This is a genomic window from Sphingobium sp. VMM (genome assembly GCF_056790315.1).
In genome coordinates this window covers 130,793-148,838 of record NZ_JBXGSI010000011.1, presented here as the reverse complement: position 1 = coordinate 148,838, position 18,046 = coordinate 130,793, and the positions used below count along the sequence as shown (strand labels likewise).

General features: G+C 67.8%; 9 protein-coding genes. 3 read left to right on the top strand and 6 right to left on the bottom strand.

The genetic code is table 11. From position 1 onward, the window contains the following. Positions 1-42 precede the first annotated feature (42 nt). The 6 genes from ACUCV3_RS15850 to ACUCV3_RS15825 all read right to left on the bottom strand — a co-directional run bounded on the left by ACUCV3_RS15850 (position 43) and on the right by ACUCV3_RS15825 (position 15,680). Positions 43-3,063: a P-loop NTPase family protein gene (locus ACUCV3_RS15850; RefSeq protein ID WP_482240835.1), complete on the bottom strand. Its 3,021-nt coding sequence runs from the start codon at positions 3,061-3,063 to the stop codon at positions 43-45. Between the two features lie 97 nt (positions 3,064-3,160). Further along, positions 3,161-5,017 carry a phospholipase D family protein gene (locus ACUCV3_RS15845; RefSeq protein WP_482240834.1) on the bottom strand — a complete coding sequence of 619 codons (1,857 nt, stop codon included), beginning with the start codon at positions 5,015-5,017 and terminating at the stop codon, positions 3,161-3,163. Next, entirely contained in the window at positions 5,007-6,191 is a 1,185-nt protein-coding gene (locus tag ACUCV3_RS15840) for a DUF6361 family protein (protein ID WP_482240833.1), read from the bottom strand. The genes ACUCV3_RS15845 and ACUCV3_RS15840 overlap by 11 nt, the downstream gene beginning before the upstream one ends. A 57-nt stretch (positions 6,192-6,248) precedes the next feature. Next, positions 6,249-9,590 carry a DEAD/DEAH box helicase gene (locus ACUCV3_RS15835; RefSeq protein WP_482240832.1) on the bottom strand — a complete coding sequence of 1,114 codons (3,342 nt, stop codon included), beginning with the start codon at positions 9,588-9,590 and terminating at the stop codon, positions 6,249-6,251. 22 nt (positions 9,591-9,612) lie between these two features. Continuing rightward, positions 9,613-13,017: a UvrD-helicase domain-containing protein gene (locus ACUCV3_RS15830; protein ID WP_482240831.1), complete on the bottom strand. Its 3,405-nt coding sequence runs from the start codon at positions 13,015-13,017 to the stop codon at positions 9,613-9,615. Next, positions 13,017-15,680 carry a PD-(D/E)XK nuclease family protein gene (locus tag ACUCV3_RS15825; RefSeq protein WP_482240830.1) on the bottom strand — a complete coding sequence of 888 codons (2,664 nt, stop codon included), beginning with the start codon at positions 15,678-15,680 and terminating at the stop codon, positions 13,017-13,019. Before ACUCV3_RS15825 ends, ACUCV3_RS15830 begins: the two co-directional genes overlap by 1 nt. 132 nt (positions 15,681-15,812) lie before the next feature. Here ACUCV3_RS15825 and ACUCV3_RS15820 point away from each other — a divergent pair, with 132 nt between their 5' ends. From ACUCV3_RS15820 to ACUCV3_RS15810, 3 genes are all read left to right on the top strand, one after another. After that, positions 15,813-16,694: a WYL domain-containing protein gene (locus ACUCV3_RS15820; protein ID WP_482240829.1), complete on the top strand. Its 882-nt coding sequence runs from the start codon at positions 15,813-15,815 to the stop codon at positions 16,692-16,694. Between the two features lie 112 nt (positions 16,695-16,806). Beyond that, positions 16,807-17,427, top strand: coding sequence for a DUF1819 family protein (locus tag ACUCV3_RS15815; protein ID WP_482240828.1), 621 nt, complete (start codon positions 16,807-16,809; stop codon positions 17,425-17,427). Next, entirely contained in the window at positions 17,424-18,038 is a 615-nt protein-coding gene (locus ACUCV3_RS15810; protein ID WP_482240827.1) for a DUF1788 domain-containing protein, read from the top strand. The genes ACUCV3_RS15815 and ACUCV3_RS15810 overlap by 4 nt, the downstream gene beginning before the upstream one ends. Positions 18,039-18,046: the final 8 nt, after the last annotated feature.

Genomic DNA, 18,046 nt, shown 5'->3' with positions numbered 1-18,046 from the left:
CCAATGGTACCAACCGGATGAAGGCTTGTCGGAAGCGGAGGCTTAGGGCTGCAGTCGGATTTGCAACTCGGCGAGATCCTCAGCTGCCATGTCCGTTCCGAGCAGGCTGTGCAGATACTCCAGCAGGTCCTCCTGGCGAGGCTGACCGAAGGCCAGCCGATAGACGGTCAGGCTGCGCTTGAGCCATTCGAGCCGGCGGACCTCCCGGCTGAACGGCAGCGAGGGAACGCGGCGCTCGACTTTGACCGGACCCTCGTAAATCCAATAGGGGATGAGGTCGGAATCGATCTCGGTTTCCGCCCTCGCGGCGTCGAACATCGCCTGCCACGGATCATCGGGGATCGCGTCGGCCCCCTGGAGCACGCGGCCCTGCCGATGCGCCAGGTTCAGGCGAATGGCGTGGCCCTTGAAGCGATGAACGCGCCCCTCGCGCTGCTCCAGATCGACCGGGTTGCCGGGCAGATTCCAGTGGTAGATGCGGTAGCAATAGGGGTGAAAATCGAGCCCCTCCTGGCCGACCGACGTCGTCGCCAGCGCGAAAGGCCGGAACGGTGAGTTGAAGGCTTCGCGGACGCTGCCGAGGCGCGCCGCCCCGCCTTCCTCGTCCTTATAGTCGGCCAGCCGCATGGCGAAGCGGCCACGCATCTGGAACTTGTTGATGACCAGCTTCTTGCCTTCGACGATCGGGTCGTCGACATCGATCTGCGAGGGTCGGATGGACAGGGCGTCGAAGATGGCCTTGCTGACGCCGGCGACGCGATCGGCCGACGGCCGCGCCCCGAGGCCTTCGGCGTCGACCAGATAGTGGACATATTCGTCGAGGACGGCCTGAAGGTTGTGCTCGACGCCATAGGTGAGCACCCGGTGCCAATAGCGATCGTCGTCGTCCTTGCGCAGCAGCGCGACGGCGTCATGCTGGTTGAACAGGGTCCGAAATCCCCAGGCGACCTGGTTGGCCGCCTTCAAGAGCCGCGGATCATCCCGGTCGAGATCGGGTGCGACGCGGTGCAGCGCGCGCAGCGCGCACACCGCCGGGCTGCCAAGCGATATGTCGACCAGCAGGTCCACCAGCGTCTCGCTGACCGGACCGAACTGGCGCTCGGTCGCGGCCGTGCGCAGCTCGGCGACATGCTCCTTGAAGCCCTCCTCGTCGCCGAGCAGGGCGAAGCCGTAGGGCGAGTCCACCCAGGCGACGGATCGCGCGCCCGCCATCGCGTCGATGGCGGCCGGAGCCGCCCATTCCCACTCGCGGCCGTCGGCCGCATCTCCGGATCGCTGCGAAAGCGCCTCGACGCTGGCCCGCAGGCGCTCGGCGACGGCTTTTCGCATTGCGTCGGCGGAGAGCGGCTCGGGGTGCGCCGCGAAGATCGCCAGCGGATCGGCAAGCCGCGCCAGCGTCGGCGACGGATAGACCAGGTGCATGGCGCGCAGGCCGACCAGTCGGCCCTGGTTCTGGCGGAACTGGATGGGGCGCGGTCGGACATGGCCGAAATAGCGCTGGCCGGCCGCCCCGACTCCCATGCGACGCTCGGCTTCGTAGGAGAGGATCGCCGCGATCGCGTCAGGGACCATCGACCAGGAGGAGAAGATCAGCGCCTTGGTCAGCGGCGGGCCTTGCCGCTCGGGACCGTAATAGGGCAGCGACGGCGGGATCCAGAGATGCTGGTCCAGTCCATCACGGAATAGGTCGTCCATCACGCCCCGCATCCGGCCGTTGGCCGGTTCGAGCGGCTCATAGGCGTCAAGGCGGTCGTGATCGAGCATCGCCGGACGGGCGCGCGCGAGCGCTTCGCGCAGATGCGCGGGCGGGCGGTCGAGATTGTCCCGCAAGAGGCGCTTGAGGGCGTAGTCCCGCATGAAGTTGAGCAGATAGGGCGCTGACTTCCAGTATTCGGTGATCTCGGGCGCTTCGAGCGCCCGGGCGACCTCTGAGACGGCGGCCGCCTGGCGCAGATCAGCGGGCTGAATCGAGATCGCCATCGGCGGCTCGCCGACCATCGAGTCGCGCTCAATCGTGCTGGCCACGCGCTCGGTGCGCGACATGACCTTGCGCAAATGGTATTCGATGCCGCGCCGCGCCTCGATCGCCTCTGGTCTGGATCCCGGAAGCGCGTGGAGAAAGGCCCGGAACCGCCGCATCTCGCCTTCGAGCGTGGCGGCGACCTGGGGGCCGTTGTTGCGGCCGTAAAGGAAGGACAGGGTCTCCAGAAAGTCGCGATAGTGTTCGCCGTCGTCCGGCTCGTCGCCTGACAGGGTCAGCATCCGGTAGGGTGTGGCCGACAGCAGCAGCGTGCGGGCCGCATGGCCGTTACCGTCGGTGTAGTCGAACAGTTCGCGCGCGAGATCGGCCGCCGGCGTCTCGCCGTGGAGAAGATCGCGGAAGCGCTGAAACTCGTCCATGATGATGAGGTCGGGTTTCAGCGCATCGATGCAGGCGTGCGAGAGCTTGGCCCGCAACCGGCCGACAAGCGCGTTCCGGCGGTGACCCAGTTCGTAAGGGTAGGAGTCCCGCCGGCGCGGAAAGAGGTCGCAGACTGCTTCGAGTTCTTCGAACAGCGCGGCGTCGGCTTCGACGTCGCGGCGGAAACGGTCGATGATCCGCTGGTCGACGCCGTCCAGCGTCAGGTCGCGAACCGCATAGTTCCAGCCGTCGACCCCGGCGCTGACCTGGAGCAGGTTGTGCAGCCCGCGCGGCCGCGAGACCCGGTCTTCCAGCAGCCGCAGGAGCAGCGCGCGCTCGCGGGTGACGCCGGTCGTGGACCGCAGGTCGAAGGTGGTGCCCGGCGTCAGGCTGATGAAGTTCACCTTGTTGGCGTCGAGGCCCTGGTCGCCGCGGACCTGAAGCGGGATCAGCGTCATGCGCGTCGGCAGCGCCAACTCGCGCCGATTGAGGACGTTCAGGCGGTTCAGGTTCTGCGCGGCGATCGCCTGATTGGAGCAGATGTAGAGGATGTCGATCCGCTCGCTCGTGTCCCAGAGCTTCTCGATCGTCCGCGCGATCACGCCGCGCGCGACCATGGTTTTCCCAAGGCCGACCTCATCGGCGACCAGGAACTGCCGCACCGGATCCTGATCGGCGTAAAGCCGATCAAACACATAGTCGACAGTGCGACGCTGGAACGCCTTGAGCGGCGCGAGGGCCGCAGCGGCCTCGAAACGGCTATCCGCCATGAGCGGCGTCCTGGTCCTGGAGCGCGATGCGGAAGGCATCCCACAAGGTGCGGAAATCGTCGGGGATGGGATCGGCGCCGGTGTCGTTGCCAGCTTCCAGGCGGGTCATCAGCCGTTCGATCGCGCGGAGCCGTTCGCCGCCGCGGCACAAGGCGCGGACCATGTCTTCGAGCAGCGGCGCGTCGTCGGCCGCTGTCGCCCAGGAGCCGGCCCCCGCGCCTTCCTGCGCAGCCAGCGCCGCGCTGAAGGGTTCGCCGAGCTCGGAGAGCAGGAGCCGCAAATAGCGGAAGAAGGCGTCGCGGCTGTCGATCGCCCAGCGCAGGATCGCGGCGTGGCGCTCGGCAGGAAGCCCATCCATGATGAGGCCGGTGCTGAACAGCGCGGACGCCTTCTCGGTCTCTTCGCCCAGGCGAAAGGCGAGGAAGCGGGTCAGGTCCACCATCGGCATCGCGCCCAGATCGACGGGCTCGCCGGAGCGCAGCGCCGAAAGGACGTCGCAGGCATGACCATCGCCGCGGGTGATCGGCCAGACGGTCAGCGCGCCAACGCCTTCAAGCGGTAGCGGCTCCGATGTCGTCAGCCAGACGCGCCACGGGTGCTCCGCAGCGTCCTCGTCCGCGACCCGCTCACAGCGCAGCCGCAGCGCACCGCGGCACAGGGCGCGGCGGGCCTCATCGAGCCGCTTCTCGGCGGAGATCACCGCCGGATCGACCGGCTCCAGCTCGCTGGGGACGAAGGTCCGGGTCAGGCGCCCGAACCCTTTCTCGCCCATGATCTGCTCGACGGTGCCGACCCGCGAGCGCTTGCCTTTGAGCGACGCAAACAGCTCGACATTGTTGCCGGAGAGCAAGGCGGGCCGGGTCGCGTTGCCCGAGCCGATGGTCAGGACGGTATCCCAGCCGATCTCGGCGATGAAGGCCTTGGCATGGAGCCCCTGCAACGCGGTGGCGGAGACGTCCTCGCCGTCTTCGCTGGCGGCCATCTCGTCGAGAACGGAGACGCGCTCGAAGGCGCCGAGCGTCTCGGCGTCGACGCAAACCAGTTGATCGGGCCGGCTGATGAGGATCGGCTTTTCCGCGGTTGGCAGATCCGCCAGGAGGTCGAGTGCGTCGGTATCGCAGAACGGCGAGATGACGCCGAGCCGGGCGCAGCGGGGCGGCTGCCAGATGCTCCCGCCAAAGCCGTTGAGCGCGAAGGAGACCTCGTCGAAGCGCTCGGGCGCCGTCCACCGGGCGCGGCGAACGTCGTGTGCGATCTCGTTGGTCAGCGCCCGCGCCTCATCGGTAATGCCGCTCACGGCGAGGTCGGGCAGGCGGCTGAGCAGGTCGAACAACGGTCGGTTGCCGGCGTCGGGGCGGCGCGTCAGCTCGCCGTCAAGGCGCAGCGAGATGTCCCAGCAACGGTCCCGCGTGAGGTTCCGCGAGAGGACGAGAAGCCGCAGTAAGGTCGGATCGCCGGCCCGGGTCGGCCGATATCGCAGGGCCCACATCTTCGGGTGAAAAGCGCCGCCGCGCGGCGCGGCCACCTCGACGATGATCCGTTCGAGCAGCGAGCAAAGCCGCGAATGGGGCCGGCCCTGGGCGTGGAGATGTCCGGCGTCGGCAAAGACCACCAGCCGGCCGGCGATCCGTTCGGCGCCCTCGAGCAGCGCCAAGGGATGCGAGAGGATGTCGTCGCGGTTCTCGGCGGCGAACAAGGCCAGGCTGACGGGCGCCGCCAGCGCCGTTTCGAAATCGAGCGAGAAGGTCGTCGCCACAGCAGCGTCGAAGACATAGCCGGGCGGCGGCTGCAGGCTGTCGCCGTAGAGCACACGCGTTTCGGGATCGAGGGTGGTCCTATTCAGCATCAGCGAGATCCCGCAGGTGCGACCGGGCCTGCGCCCATCGGAACGAAAGCCGGTCGACGCCAGACGCGCCCGTCCAGCGGTCGCGCACGGTCCGGTTGGCGAAGCGCGACTGGCTGGTCTTCAGCCGTCGCTCACGCTCCTCGACGACGCGGGCTGCGGGAGTCAGGCGGCCGCCGTCGATCTCGCCGGATCGGACCAGCTCGAGCCATTGGCTGACAAAGCGCTTGGCCGCCGGACGGATGCGGTGGGCCGGGTGATCGATGACCTGCCAGAAGGCGTCGAGTGACCAGGCGCGGATTGCGGGCATGTCCAGGCTCGCGTGCCAGTCCTGTAGGCGCGATTGATAGAACTCGACCCAATCGGGGTTGGCCCGCAGCTCGCTCAGCAGCAGATTGTAGAGGAGCGAGGCGCCGTGCATCACGCTCGAAAACAGTTCGCCATGAGCGACCAATGCCCGCGTATCGTCGGGGAAATCCGCGAGCTGCGGGTGCTCCCAGATGTAGTGGCAATCGGCCGCGCCGCCGCCGGTGCGGGCGAGGAACGTCAAAAGGCTGCGGGGCCGTTTCGCCACCAGCTGGTCGATGATGAACTGGGCTTCCTCGGGCGCGAGGCGAAAGCTCACCGCCTCCAAGAGGTCTGCCGGTCGGGCCGGCAGCGACGGCGTCCAGATTTGGAAGGCCTGGGCTTCCGACGCGGCGTCCTCGCTTTCGCGGACCCGCGGCCGGCTGCGCTGAAAGTGGCGCAGCGAGGAGAAGAGGCTGTCGATCGAGCCCGGAAAGAGGCGAATGCCCCATGTCGAGAGCCCGGCCCAATAGACCGAGCTGGGCAGTCGCTGGACCGCCGCGCCGGCGTCGCGGCCGATGATGCCGTTCGATTCTCCGCCGGCCTTGAGCGCATTGGCGAGCCGGTTCTCGAGCGCGCGCGCCTCGGCGTTGAGCTGGTCCGCCCCGGCCGCCGACCCTTCCAGCATCTGGAACAGCCAGGGGATGAAGAGCATGTAGCGCAGGCGCGTCTGGATCGTGCTGGTCCCCGGGAACAGGTGGTCGGCGATGGAATCGCGGATGCCGCCCAGGCCGAGTTCGTCCCGGCTCTCCCGTTCCTGAAACAGCGACATGATCCGCTGCGCGCGCTGGCGCTCGGCCTCGTCGAAATCAATCCAGGCAAGTGACGACATCGGCCCCCGCGATTCTCTCTTCGGGCGCCCCGCGCCGATGTTGAACCAAGGCGCGCCTCACCCGCTGCCGATGACCCGCAGGCGCATGGCGCGGGTCTCCAGCAGATAGGTCTCGACCCCTGCGATCAGGTGAAGCCCCTCCTCGCCAAAGGCTTGGCGGGAAAGCCCCGGCTGCACAATCCGCACGTCATATTCGAAACGATGATCCTGCCAGCCGGCCTTGAGCTTCTTGATCATGGCGGCCGACCCGCGCTCGACGCGGGAGCTGAGGCCCTTGTCGCGCCGGATCTGCTCGCGCTTCAGCATGTGCTGCAGCATCCGGTTCGGCCGATCGCGCCAGCGGGCCGATTTCTGAGCCTGGCCGCACACCTCGTAGAGGTCGCCGAGCCGAGCGCCGGGCGTGTCGGCGCCTGAATATTTGCAGTGAAACAGGGTCACCGACACGACGCTGTCGGTGATGCGGAGCGCCACCACGTCGGCGATCTCGCCCTTGCCATCGTCGTCGAAGATCACGTCATAGGGCTCGGGGTCCGCGAGCAAGGTTTCGATCACCAGCCGCTGGACCGAATCGGCCCGCTTCTCGACGCCTTGCGCTTCGGCGCGGATGTTGGTCTTGGACCAGTCCCAGACCTCGAGCTTCTCCGGCGGGTAGGGCGGGACCGTCTCGCCGTCGGGCAGCGCATAGAGGTGGCTGTAGATCAGCAGCGAACCGTCGCCGAAATCGATCTGCGGCGAGTCGTCGGCGAAGCACTCCGAGAGCGTCTGCACCTTGCCGCCGATCTTGATCGTGGCCTTGGGCCCAGCCCGCTGCGGATAGCGCGCGCCGCCATCGGCAAAGACGATCTCGAACTCGGCCGAGTGGTCGTCGCTCACCACGGCGAAGCGCAAAGGACCGGTGCGCGCATTGTCGAGTAGCTCGAAGTCGCATTCGGCGAACGGCACGGCGTGCTCGCCAAAGGTGATCTCGACGCGCTCCTCGATCTGCATCAGGAGCGATTCCGGCCAGTGGATCGCCACCGGCCGGACGGCGGGGCGGTCGCTGATCTGGCGCGGCCGCATCGCGCTCTTGAACACCCCGTCCGTGGTGATGCCGGGGTCGTTGACCGCGCGGCCGATATCCTGACACCAGTCGACCCAGTCGGTGAGGTCGCGCACCGGCGACATCGACCAGAACTTGCCCTTGGCCGAGCAGCCCCGCGACGCCGGCGCGCCGTCGAGAAAGCCGGTGGCGAAGACGTTGTTCTTGATCCGCGACTGCGACTTGGCGCTGTCCAGGCCGTCGGCGACGTCGACGCCCATATACATGGAGTAGCGCACCCCTCGTCCCTGGTGGTGGGTCAGGCCGAGGTTGCGCAGGATCAGGCGCTTGAAGCCGTGCAGGCTGCGGAAGACATCCTCGCCTTCGATCCGGCGCGCGGTATCGCCGCACACCGCCTTGGCCAGGCGATCGAACGGGCCTTTTGCCGAGCTGCTGATGTAGAGCAGGCCGCTGGCCTGGTCCCAATGCAGCATGTGCAGATCCCAGGTGACGTTGATGGCGTGCTGCGCCGTCGTCCAGCGGGCCTGTTCCTCCGCGCGGGTGACGAAGATCGCCACGCGCTGGTGCGGATTGATCTTCATGCCGAGATAGGAGCCGGGATCGTAGAGCTCCTCGGCCTGGAACGGATCCCAGCTGTCGCACGAGGTCCGGTAGGCGACCGCGTTCATCTTCGGTTCGAGGGTCTGCAAGGGGATGTCGTTGAGGTCGCCGGTGAAACCCTTGAACATCTCGGCGCGGCGGATCTGGCGTTCGATCTTGGCAGAGCTCAGGGCCTCGACCAGCGCGTTCCAGTCCGCGTCCTCGGCATAGAGCTTGGCCAGCGAGCGGTCGACGTCGTCGACGCCGGTGTTGGCGATGACCGTCGCGTCGCCCAGGGTCGGGTCCTGCCGGGTGAAGCGGCCGACGAACTGGATCGTCACCGCAATGCTCTTGTGGTGGTCGTGCAGGGCGGCGATCTTCAGCTCGGGGAGGTCGAACCCCTCGCCCAGCATGTCGACGCAGACGATGATCCGGCTCTCGAACCGGCGCAGCGCCGCGAGGTTTTCGCGCCGTTCCCGCAGCGGCTGCTGGCTGTGGACGATGACCGGGCGATATTCCGGGTGGATCGCGGTGTAGAGCTGATGGAGGTGCTTGGCGCGCTCGATGGTGCTGCACCGCGCCATGGCGAGATGGTTGAGGCCGGCGCCGAGGTCCGCGGCGAGGACCTCGCCCAGCTTTTCGATGATCGCCATGTCGGCGTCGGGGCGGTCCAGGCCGAACACCGCCTCGAAGCGGATCGGTTTGAAATAGCCCTCTTCCTGCGCCTTCTTGAGCGGATAGGTGTAGATGAACTCGCCATCCACCCGCCGGCCGTCCTCGCGAAAGGGCGTGGCGGTGAATTGGACGATCGGGATCGGCGGCGTGCGATCGACGAACAGCCCGCGAAACTCGGTCCAGGTCCGCGCGCCGATGTGATGGGCCTCGTCGATGAACAGGGCCGCGGCCCGGGCGGCCATTTGCTCTTGAACCTGCGGATCGGCGCGGCCGGCGATATGCATGGTTGTGACGATGACGTTGGCGCTGTCGAAGAGCTGGTCGACCTCGGCCACGCTCGAGGGGATGTGCGACAGGCGGGTCACCACGGGATATTCCGCCGCAGCGTCGAGACAGGCCTGACCCTTGAGGACGCCGAAGGTCTCGAACTTGCCGGCGATCTGGTCGCGAAGGGCGTCGGTCGGGACCACAACCAGCAACCGGTCGAAGCGCTGGCGGGCGTTCAGGGCCAGCATCGTTTCGGTCTTGCCGGTCCCGGTCGGCATGACGATGGTCGCCGGCTCGGTCGAGCGCGTGGCGTGAGCGAGGGCGGCGTGGAGCGCGCCGATCTGCGGCCGCCTGAGCCCCGGCGCGGCGGGTTTGACGTCGGTGGCCGCGCGCGCCTCGCGCAGGTGGAAGGCGTCTTCCCAGGACGCGGTCACGCGTTCGAGGCGGCTCGCCATTTCGGGACCGCTCAACGATGCGGGATTGAGAGGCGTCGGCCGGATCCAGCGGCCCTCGCCTCGCTCCAGCGCCGCGCTGATGTCCTTGGGATGCAGGGCGTCAGGAACAAGCAGCACAAGGTCGGCCTCGAGCTGGGTCGCCGTCTTGGCGCTGAGGATCTTCAGCGTTTCGCCGGTTTTCAGGATCGTCTCAAAACCGCCGACGCGCCGAACCGTAAAGGGCTTGAGCCGGCAAACGGCCTCGGTGGCCGGCACGGCCTGCTGACGCGTCGAGCTGCCCAGAACCTTGCCGTCGACCGCCAGCCGGGCAGGGAGCCGCAGCGACACCTCTTCGCTGAAGAGGTCGTCCTGGCTGGCGGCGGTGGCGTTCGCGCGGGTCAGCATGGTTCCCCCCTGCCGCCGGCGACTAGGCTGCGACCGCCGCGAGCGGCGACGGCGTGACGGCGATGATCTCGCCGGTCGTCACCAGCACGATCAGTCCGCGCGCGGCGCCGGTCATGTCGAGATAGGCCCGCACCTGAGCGCGGTAGTGATCGATCGTCTCAGGGGTGGGCAGGACGTCGCTCTTCCAGTCGATGACCACCTGCGGCGTCCCGTCGGGTCCCCGGGCGATGGCGTCGGCGACGCCGGCGGTCGCCTGCTCAACCTCATCGAGGAGCGCCGAGGCATAGACCGGGAGCTCGGGGGTCAGGACCGGACGAAGCTCGGCGATCTCGGGCAAGGCGAGCGTGCGGGTCACGCACCCGGCAATTTCACCGGGCGAAAGGCCCTGCGACGGGTCTTCGACCGCCGGCCGGCCGAGCGCCGCGACGAGCGAGCGCGCCCGATCGGTCAGCGCGGCGCTGTCTTGCGCGGTCTCGCCGGTCAGCACTTCTTCGAGAAGCTTGTGCAGGATCAGGCCGCGCTCGCGTCCGCCCTGGATGTTGGGGCGTTCGGCCTCGTCATCGGGCTGGCGCTCGTCGCGCGCCGCCCAGATCTCCACCGCCTCCGGGGTGAGCACCGGGCCGGCGCTGCTTTCGTCACGGCTGGGCGCCAGCCAGGTCAGGCGGCGGTGGCGCTCGGCGATGGCGGCGGCTTCCGCCACGAAGCTTTCGCGGGTCTGCTGGTTGCCTTCGCCAGCCGCCGCTGCACCCATCTCCAGCGGGAGATGAGCCACATCGAGCGCCGGGAGGTTGGCGAGCGACAGGTCGAGCAGCGAGATCCAGGCCGACTTCGACGGCGCGGCGTCGAGGCGGGGCAGGACCAGCAGCTCGCGCGCCCGGGTGGCGGCGACGTACCAGAGGCGGACGCGCTCGCGATCGAGTTCCGCCTTTTCCGCGTCGCGCACTTCGTCATAGCCGGCCGGCTTCACCCCGAAGACCGGGCAATAGAAGGTGTCGCTGTCGCGATCCGTCACCGCGTTCTCGGCCGGCATGATGCCGGTCATCGTGTTGACTGGCACGACGATCGGCCACTCGAGGCCCTTGGCAGCGTGCATGGTGTAGAGCGCGACGGCTTCTTCCTGCGCGTCGGGCCGCCCCTCGACGGCGCGGGCTTCGTCGGTCCACGCCGCGGTCATCGTCTCGGCGAAGGCGCGCAGTCCGCGAACCGCGAAAGCGGAGGTCAGGCTGAGATAGAGATCGACATTGGCGAGCGCCCGCTCGGCCTGGCCGCGATGGCGGGCGAGCAGGATCGGCCGCACCCGCATCACGTCGACCGCTTGCGACAGCAGGTCGTGCGGCGTGGTGCTGTTGGTCCGGCGATTGAGGGCTTGCAGCCTTTCGATCACCAAGCGCGCCAGCGGGTGGGAGATCGTACTGGCCTCCACGCCGAGGTCGAGGCGCGGCAGGGCGTCGGGATATTCCTCGGACCGGGGCAGCGCCCAGATGATGTCGAGCAACTCTTCCTCGGTCAGGCCGACGAGGGGACCGCGCAGGAGCGCGCCCAGGGCCAGCGTATCGCGGCGATCGGCGAGGACGCGGGTCAGCGCGATGAGATCCTGGATCTCCTGCCGCCGGAACAGGCCCTTGCCGGCTTGGGTCGCGACCGGGATGCCGTGCCGCTCAAGGGCCTCTTCGTAGCGCCACAGGTCGCTTCCGGTCGGCGCGAGCAGGGCGATGTCGCCGGGCCGGCAGACCCGGCTGGCGCCGGAGCGACGATCGAGGATCATTTCGCTGCCGATCAGGCGGGCGCACAGCTCGGCGACGGCTTCGGCTTCTGCGTCGCGCTGCTGCTCGGCGCTCGCCTTGCCGTTCTCGTCGGCGACGGCGACGTCCAGCGCGGCGACGCAGGGGGCCTCGCCCCGGTCGGCATGGAACGGATCGAGCGCGGTGAAGCCCGGCTGACCGTCGCTCGACAGCAGCGTCTCGAAGCGGTCGTTCACATAGGTGAGGATCGGCGCGCAGGAGCGGAAATTGGTGGAGATGGACAGGACGCTCTCGGCGTCCTGGGCGATGAAGGCGTCGCGCGCCCGGACATAGGCGCTGACGTCGGCGCCGCGGAAGCGGTAGATCGCCTGCTTCGGGTCGCCGACCAGGAACAGCGCGCCGGGACGGATCTGGAACTCCGTCCAATCGGCGGTCGCGCCCTCGGCGGGCGGCTCCCCACACAGCCGCCAGAAGATTTCGGTCTGCAGCGGGTCGGTGTCCTGGAACTCGTCGACGAGAACCCGCGTGAAGCGCGCGCCCAGCGCGCGGCGGACCTCGTCGTGATCGCGCAGCAGATCGCGCGCGGCGAAGATCAGGTCGTCGAAATCGAGCAAGGCGGCCGAACGCTTGTAGTCCCGGAACCGCTCCAACACCGGCTGCACCTGCGCGATCAGATCGGCCAGGACGCGGCTGGCGACATTCTGGAGCAGGACCTGCCACGCCTGGCAGCACGCCGCGTAGTGGTCCTCGGCCGCCGCGTTGAGGCGCTCGCCATCGGCCTTGGCCAGGCCCTCGCGCTTGGCGGCCTCCGCCCATTTGCCTTTCTTCTTGAAGGCCAGAAACGAGCCGCTCTTGGTGCAAAGTTCGGGGTGCGGCGGCGTCACCAGCAGCCGGATGAGCCCGGCCGGCGTTTCGGCGGTCGCCGCATCCTCCATCGCCTGGGCCATCCCGGTGAGGCGCTCGGCGAACATCGCGGTTTCTTCCTCGACCGCGGGCGCGGTCTGGATGAAGTCCGAGAAGGCCTCGGTTGCGTCATGGAAGGCGCGCAGATGCGGCGCGAGCGGCGTCACGGGCGGCGCCGACACCGTGCGCCGCTTGCGCAGATTGGCGACGATTTTGTGGATCAGCCCGACGGTCTCGCCGGGGCTTTGCAGCACCATTTCGGCGATGATGCCGCCCTGGCCGCCGGAAAGCTGCTCGCGCAGCCAGGCGTCGACGATCTCGATGAAGGCGAGGTCGGCCTGGTTGCGGTCCATCACGCCGGCGCCCGGGTCGATGTCGGCTTCGACCGGATAGGGCTTGATCAGGCGCTGGCAGAAGCCGTGGATCGTCGAGCAGGTGATCTCGTCGATCGCTGCCGAAGCCGCCGCGAGGTTGGCCTTGTGGATTTCCGACAGACCGTCCGGAAAGGCGATCCGCAGTTCGGCCGGGATAGTGCCCGCTACTAGGTCGGCGACGAAGTCGCGGACGCGGATCAAAAGTTCGCTCGCGGCCAGTTCGGTGAAGGTGACGGCCGCGATCGATTTGGGCGAGACCCCTTCGGCCAGCATGGCGGCGATGCGGCCGGCCATAACGGCGGTCTTGCCCGAACCCGCGCCGGCCTCCACCAGGATGGACCGGTCATGGACGCTGATCGCAGCGCGGCGGGCATTGTCGTCGCGCAGGGCTTTGCTTGCGGCGGTCATCACTGGGCCTCCCAGACCTGCGCGGCGTCGCCGAACATCTCGGTCGCGGCGGGCAGTTTGCGTTTGCAGTAGGTGGCGGCTGCGTTCGCCGGCAGGGCGAAGGCGAGGTCGTCATAGGTTCCGCCGGTGTCGGGCCCGATGAGGGCGTGCCCGGCTGTCAGGTTGGCGCGCGCCGCCTGCAGATAGCCGGTGATCTCGACCAGGGTGGCTTCCGGATCGGCGAGCCGGAGATCGACCTGCTCGCGCGGGAAGAGCAAAGAGGCGCTGATCGAGACCTCGGATCCGAGCAGCGCCTTGACGGCGAAGGCGTAGAGGCAGCGCTGCAACTCGCGGCCGCCGTCGAGGCTGATGTCCTCCCTAGGCGGGCGGCCGGTCTTGTAGTCCCGGACCAGGGCGCGCTTGCCGTCGCCCGACAGGTCGAGACGGTCGATGTAGCCGTTGATGCGGAAGCCCGCGCCGGGGATTTCGACCGGGATCTTGGAATCCCAGGGGCTGTCGGCGTCCGACTTGGGCTCCAAGCCGCCAAAGGCCACTTCCCCATAGGAACGGGCGTCCGGCAGCCGCTCATCGCCATAGGTGAGCGCGCGGCTCGTCAGGATGCGGGCGTCGTCGAGCGTCCGGCGCCAGATCACCTCCGGCGGCACAGCGCGTTCGCTCTCCCAGACCCCGGCGACCTCGCGCGCGGCCTCCTGCACGGTGGCTGCGATCTGCGCCTCGTCGGCCTTGGCCAGACCGCCGGCGGCCTCCAACTTCTGGAGCGCAAGATCGAGCGTCATGTGGACGAGGTCGCCCATGCCCAGGGCGTCGAGAACCAGCGGATCGGCGCCGCTCTCTGGCATCCGCAGCCGCATCGCGTAGCGCCAGACGAAGCCGAGCGGGCTGCGCAGGAGGAGGCGAAGCGAGCTTGCCGACTGGGTGCGGTCGAGGATGGCCAGCAAGAGCGGGTGGTCGGCGCGCACCAGGCCATCGTGCGGCGTGATCTCCTTGCGGTGCCAGTTGCGCCAGCAGGCCGTGGCGGCGACCGCCTGGGGCTCGCCGGCAAACTCCTGCGGGCGCGCCATCAACCGATCGGTCTCGCTGAAGGCATGAGCCGGGACCGCGTTGCGGCGGACGTAGGTCTCCTCGCCATAGGCGCCGAGCAGCGAGCTGCGGCCGAGGAGCCGCCCTTCACTGTCGCGGCGCGCGCGCGACAGCACCACCTGGCGTTCGGTCGTGGCGAGGATCGTCTCGAAGTCCCGGCGATCGGCCGCCGCGACCGGCAGGGGATCGAGTTCGGCGGTGGGAATGACGTGATCGGAGATCAGGCGGTCTTCGGAGATGCTCCGCGGCCAGCGCGACGAGTTCAGCCCGATCAAGCGGACGAACCGGCGCGGCGAGGCCGCCAAGGCGCTGGCGGGCATCCAGGCGACCGAGACGCAGGCCTCGAGGCCGTCGTCCTGCTTGAGATTCTCCAGCGTCGTGTCGAGCGAGCCGGTCGGTCCCGCCAGCAGCGCCTTGCGCCAGATTGCCAGGGCGCGGCCGCTGAGCAGCGCCGCGCCGATTTCCTCGGCGGCGCCGTGGCCCTTGCCCAGCAGCTCGACGATGCCGCGCAAGGTCGGAGTGTGGTCTTGCTCGTCGGGCCAGTCCGCCGCGGTCAGCCGTCCGAGCAGGCGCGTCCAGGCCGAGACCGAGGCGAGCGGCGCGTCGGTCGGCAAAATGCGCAGCCAGCCCGCTGGCAGCGTCTGGAATGGACCGGCCTCGGACCCGCACAGCGCCGTGAGACGGCGCATCCGGGTCTGCGACAAGCCGCGAACGAGGATGTCGGCGAGGGCTGCGGCTGCCTGACCCTCGCGGGTGGTGGTGACCTTGATCCCGTGGATGAAGTGGAGGTCGAGGTTCGCGTCGGCGCGAAGCGACAGGAAATGGTCGTCATAGTCCGCGGTCGAGGCGGCGGCGATGGCGATGTCCGCCGGCTCGGCCTCGCCCGACGCCAACAGCGCCCGCGCCCATCGGATCGCCTCGATGGTCTCATGATACGCCGTGGCGGCGCTTTCCGACCTAACGGCCGGGGCCTGCGGCGCTTCGCGCGCGATGGTGACGCCGGTCGCCTCGAGCCAAGGCGGCGTCGGTCGAGGGCCCGCCGTCCAGGTCACCGGAGTGTAGCCGGTCAGCGCCGCAAGCAGCGGGCGCCAGCACGGCGACAGCTCGGTGATGCCGACAATCTCGACCGGTCCGAGAACGGCCTTGGCGTGATCGAGGCGCTGACAGGCGGCCGCGACCAGGTCGCAGGGCCGCATCATGCCCGGCGGCAGCTGCGCCAGCACGGCCGCCTCGAGACGCGCAATGGAATCGAGACGCGGATGCTCGTGGGCGCGGGAGGCCAGGTCAATGCCGGCGCGCCAGGCCTTGTGCAGGGTATCGGCCGAGGCGTCGACCATGCCCGGCAGGAGCTTGATGCTTTCGAGCTCGCCGAGCGGGGTGTCCGGCAGGATGGCCTGGATCGCGGTGCGCAGGCTTTCGTCGTCGATCGGCCTCGCAAAGCCACCGGCAAGGCGGACCGCGAGCTGTTCGAACGACATGATCTGCAGGCAGTGACGGCGGTGGCGCGCGGCATCGAGGCGAAGCTCCCGCATCGCCATGCGCCCGTGGGCGACGATGGTCCGCCGGTCGGTCATGCTGGTCATCGTTCCCGTATCTCCGCCTGTTGCCCGGCACGGTTCCGCTTGACGCGACTCCGCAATGAGAATAGAAACTAAATGCGTCTTGCAGATATGTCCATATAGTTTTTATCTGCATCCGCTGGAGGACAATTTCGGATGGATGGCCTGACCACATTGAAGTGGGGCGTGGAGCGTCGACTCGAGTTCATCGAGTTTCGCTTGTTCTGGGAAGGCGGGGTCAATCGCTCTGACATCATCGACATGTTCGACGTGTCGGTGCCGCAGGCCTCGAAGGATTTGACGCTCTATCAAGAGCGTGCGCCCCACAACGCGCTCTACGACAAGAGCGCCAAGCGCTACGTCGCCAGCGCGCAGTTTGAACCCCATTTTCTGAAGCCCGACCCTTATGGCTATCTATCCCGCCTGCGTTCGGTGGCCGAGGGCCTGATCGACCTGTCGGACTCGTGGATCACCGAGGTTCCCGACACCGATATCGCGCTGACGCCGCGTAGAGATATCGATTCGAGGGTGCTGCGGACCGTGCTGAGCGCGGTGCGCGATCACCGATCGATCGATGTTCAGTATCAGTCGATGAGCAAGGACCGCCCGGACCCGATCTGGCGGCGGATCACGCCCCATGCCTTCGGCTATGACGGCTTTCGCTGGCACGTGCGCGCCTATTGCCACGTCACCGACAAGTTCAAGGACTTCCTCCTGCCGCGCATCCTCGGCGTCGGTGAGATGGGTGACGGAGGCGCGGACTCGCTGCAGGACGCGCTGTGGCAGGAGCGGTTCGGGGTCGAGATCGGCCCGCATCCTGACCTGACCGCAAGCCAGAAGGCGGTCGTCGCCAAGGATTTCGGGATGGAGGGCGGCTCCGCCGTCCTCACCGTGCGCTATGCCATGCTGTTTTATGTATTGAAGCGCCTGGGCCTGCTGGGCGATGCGGCGAAGCAGCCCGCGCGCAGCCAGCACATCGTGGTCGTCAACCGGAATGAGACCGAGGCGGCCCTGGAGAAGGCTGAATTTGCGGCCTGATGTGTGGCAAGGGGAAAGCGGCACAGGCCGCAATGGCTTGGATGGGGCTTTTTTACCTGTCAGCTGGGTATCGAAATCAAAGGCGCGGCTTTTCGCGCGGACGGCCTAACCGATGAGTAAGCGTAAAGACGACTCCTACCTCATGTCTTTCGGAACGGGCGGGCTGTACGTGAACGAGAGCGTGGCGGTCGCGCGGCTTCACCGTCCCGGAGCCGACTGGGACGCCACGGCCGCCCTGGCCAGGGAGGTCGGCGCGTTCCCAGTGCGGAAGGCGAGTTCGGCGCAGCGTTCGATTCGCGAGATCGTCAACCGACTGAGATGGCTGACTGACGACGAACTCGAGATGTTTGTCGAGGGCGAGCGGAGCGAGCAGGCGGCGCTGCTGTGGCTCGCGGCTTGCCGTGCATATCGATTCATCCGCGAGTTCGCGGTGGAGGTGCTGAACGAGCGCTTCCTCTCGCTCCGCACCGACCTCACCTATGACGACTTCGACACATTCCTGGCGGCGAAGGCGGAATGGTCTCCGAAGTTGGCGACCCTATCGAGTACGACCCACGCCAAGCTCCGCGCGGTTCTCTTCCGCCTCATGCGGGAGGCGGAGATCCTATCCCCGGACGACCGGATTCTCGGGTCGATATTGTCGCGCCGGGTCTTAGCTTTGATTCATGCCGGCGATCCCGACGAGCTTCGGTTCTTCCCGGGGGCCGAACGGCAGATGGGGGGAGATCGATGATGCCGCGAACGGGAAGAGCCATGCCCCCGAGGGAGCGGTTCGATCATCTCCTGAAGGTGATTGCCAGCGAGCGCTTCCTGAAAAAGCAGGGGCTGGGCAATGAGGTGCCGTTCTTCATCTGCCCCTATCCGGCCGATGAAGCCGTCGCCATGGAGGCGATGCGGGCAAGCCTGATCAACCAGCTCGAAAGCCGAGGGGTTCGCGCCTTCGAGATCAACCTATATGACCTAAGCGTCGCACTTTTGCGCGAGCGGGGCATCTGGGATGAGGTGCTCGCGGCCGAGCCCGACATCAGCAAGGCCGAGCTCAAGGAGCTACTCCAAGGGGTTCTCGATCCCGAAACGCACTTGGTTCCGGAAATTGGGGCGCGCCTTTCGCGGCAGGAATTCGATGTCCTGTTCCTGTCCGGGGTAGGAGAGGTCTACCCCTACATCCGGTCGCACAATGTGCTGAACAACCTCCAGAGCACCGCCAAGGAAAAGCCGACGGTGATGTTCTTCCCGGGGACCTACACGCATGGCTTGGCCACGGGCGCGTCGCTCGACCTGTTCGGCACTCTGCACGACGACAAATACTACCGTGCATTCAATATAATGCACTACGAGATTTGAGGGGGGAC

Bases quoted from the DNA above. Each gene is read 5' to 3' on its own strand.
- ACUCV3_RS15845 (WP_482240834.1), bottom strand. From the start codon at position 5,017: ATGCTGAATAGGACCACCCTCGATCCCGAAACGCGTGTGCTCTACGGC.
- ACUCV3_RS15840 (WP_482240833.1), bottom strand. From the start codon at position 6,191: ATGTCGTCACTTGCCTGGATTGATTTCGACGAGGCCGAGCGCCAGCGC.
- ACUCV3_RS15835 (WP_482240832.1), bottom strand. From the start codon at position 9,590: ATGCTGACCCGCGCGAACGCCACCGCCGCCAGCCAGGACGACCTCTTC.
- ACUCV3_RS15830 (WP_482240831.1), bottom strand. From the start codon at position 13,017: ATGACCGCCGCAAGCAAAGCCCTGCGCGACGACAATGCCCGCCGCGCT.
- ACUCV3_RS15825 (WP_482240830.1), bottom strand. From the start codon at position 15,680: ATGACCAGCATGACCGACCGGCGGACCATCGTCGCCCACGGGCGCATG.
- ACUCV3_RS15820 (WP_482240829.1), top strand. From the start codon at position 15,813: ATGGATGGCCTGACCACATTGAAGTGGGGCGTGGAGCGTCGACTCGAG.
- ACUCV3_RS15815 (WP_482240828.1), top strand. From the start codon at position 16,807: ATGAGTAAGCGTAAAGACGACTCCTACCTCATGTCTTTCGGAACGGGC.
- ACUCV3_RS15810 (WP_482240827.1), top strand. From the start codon at position 17,424: ATGATGCCGCGAACGGGAAGAGCCATGCCCCCGAGGGAGCGGTTCGAT.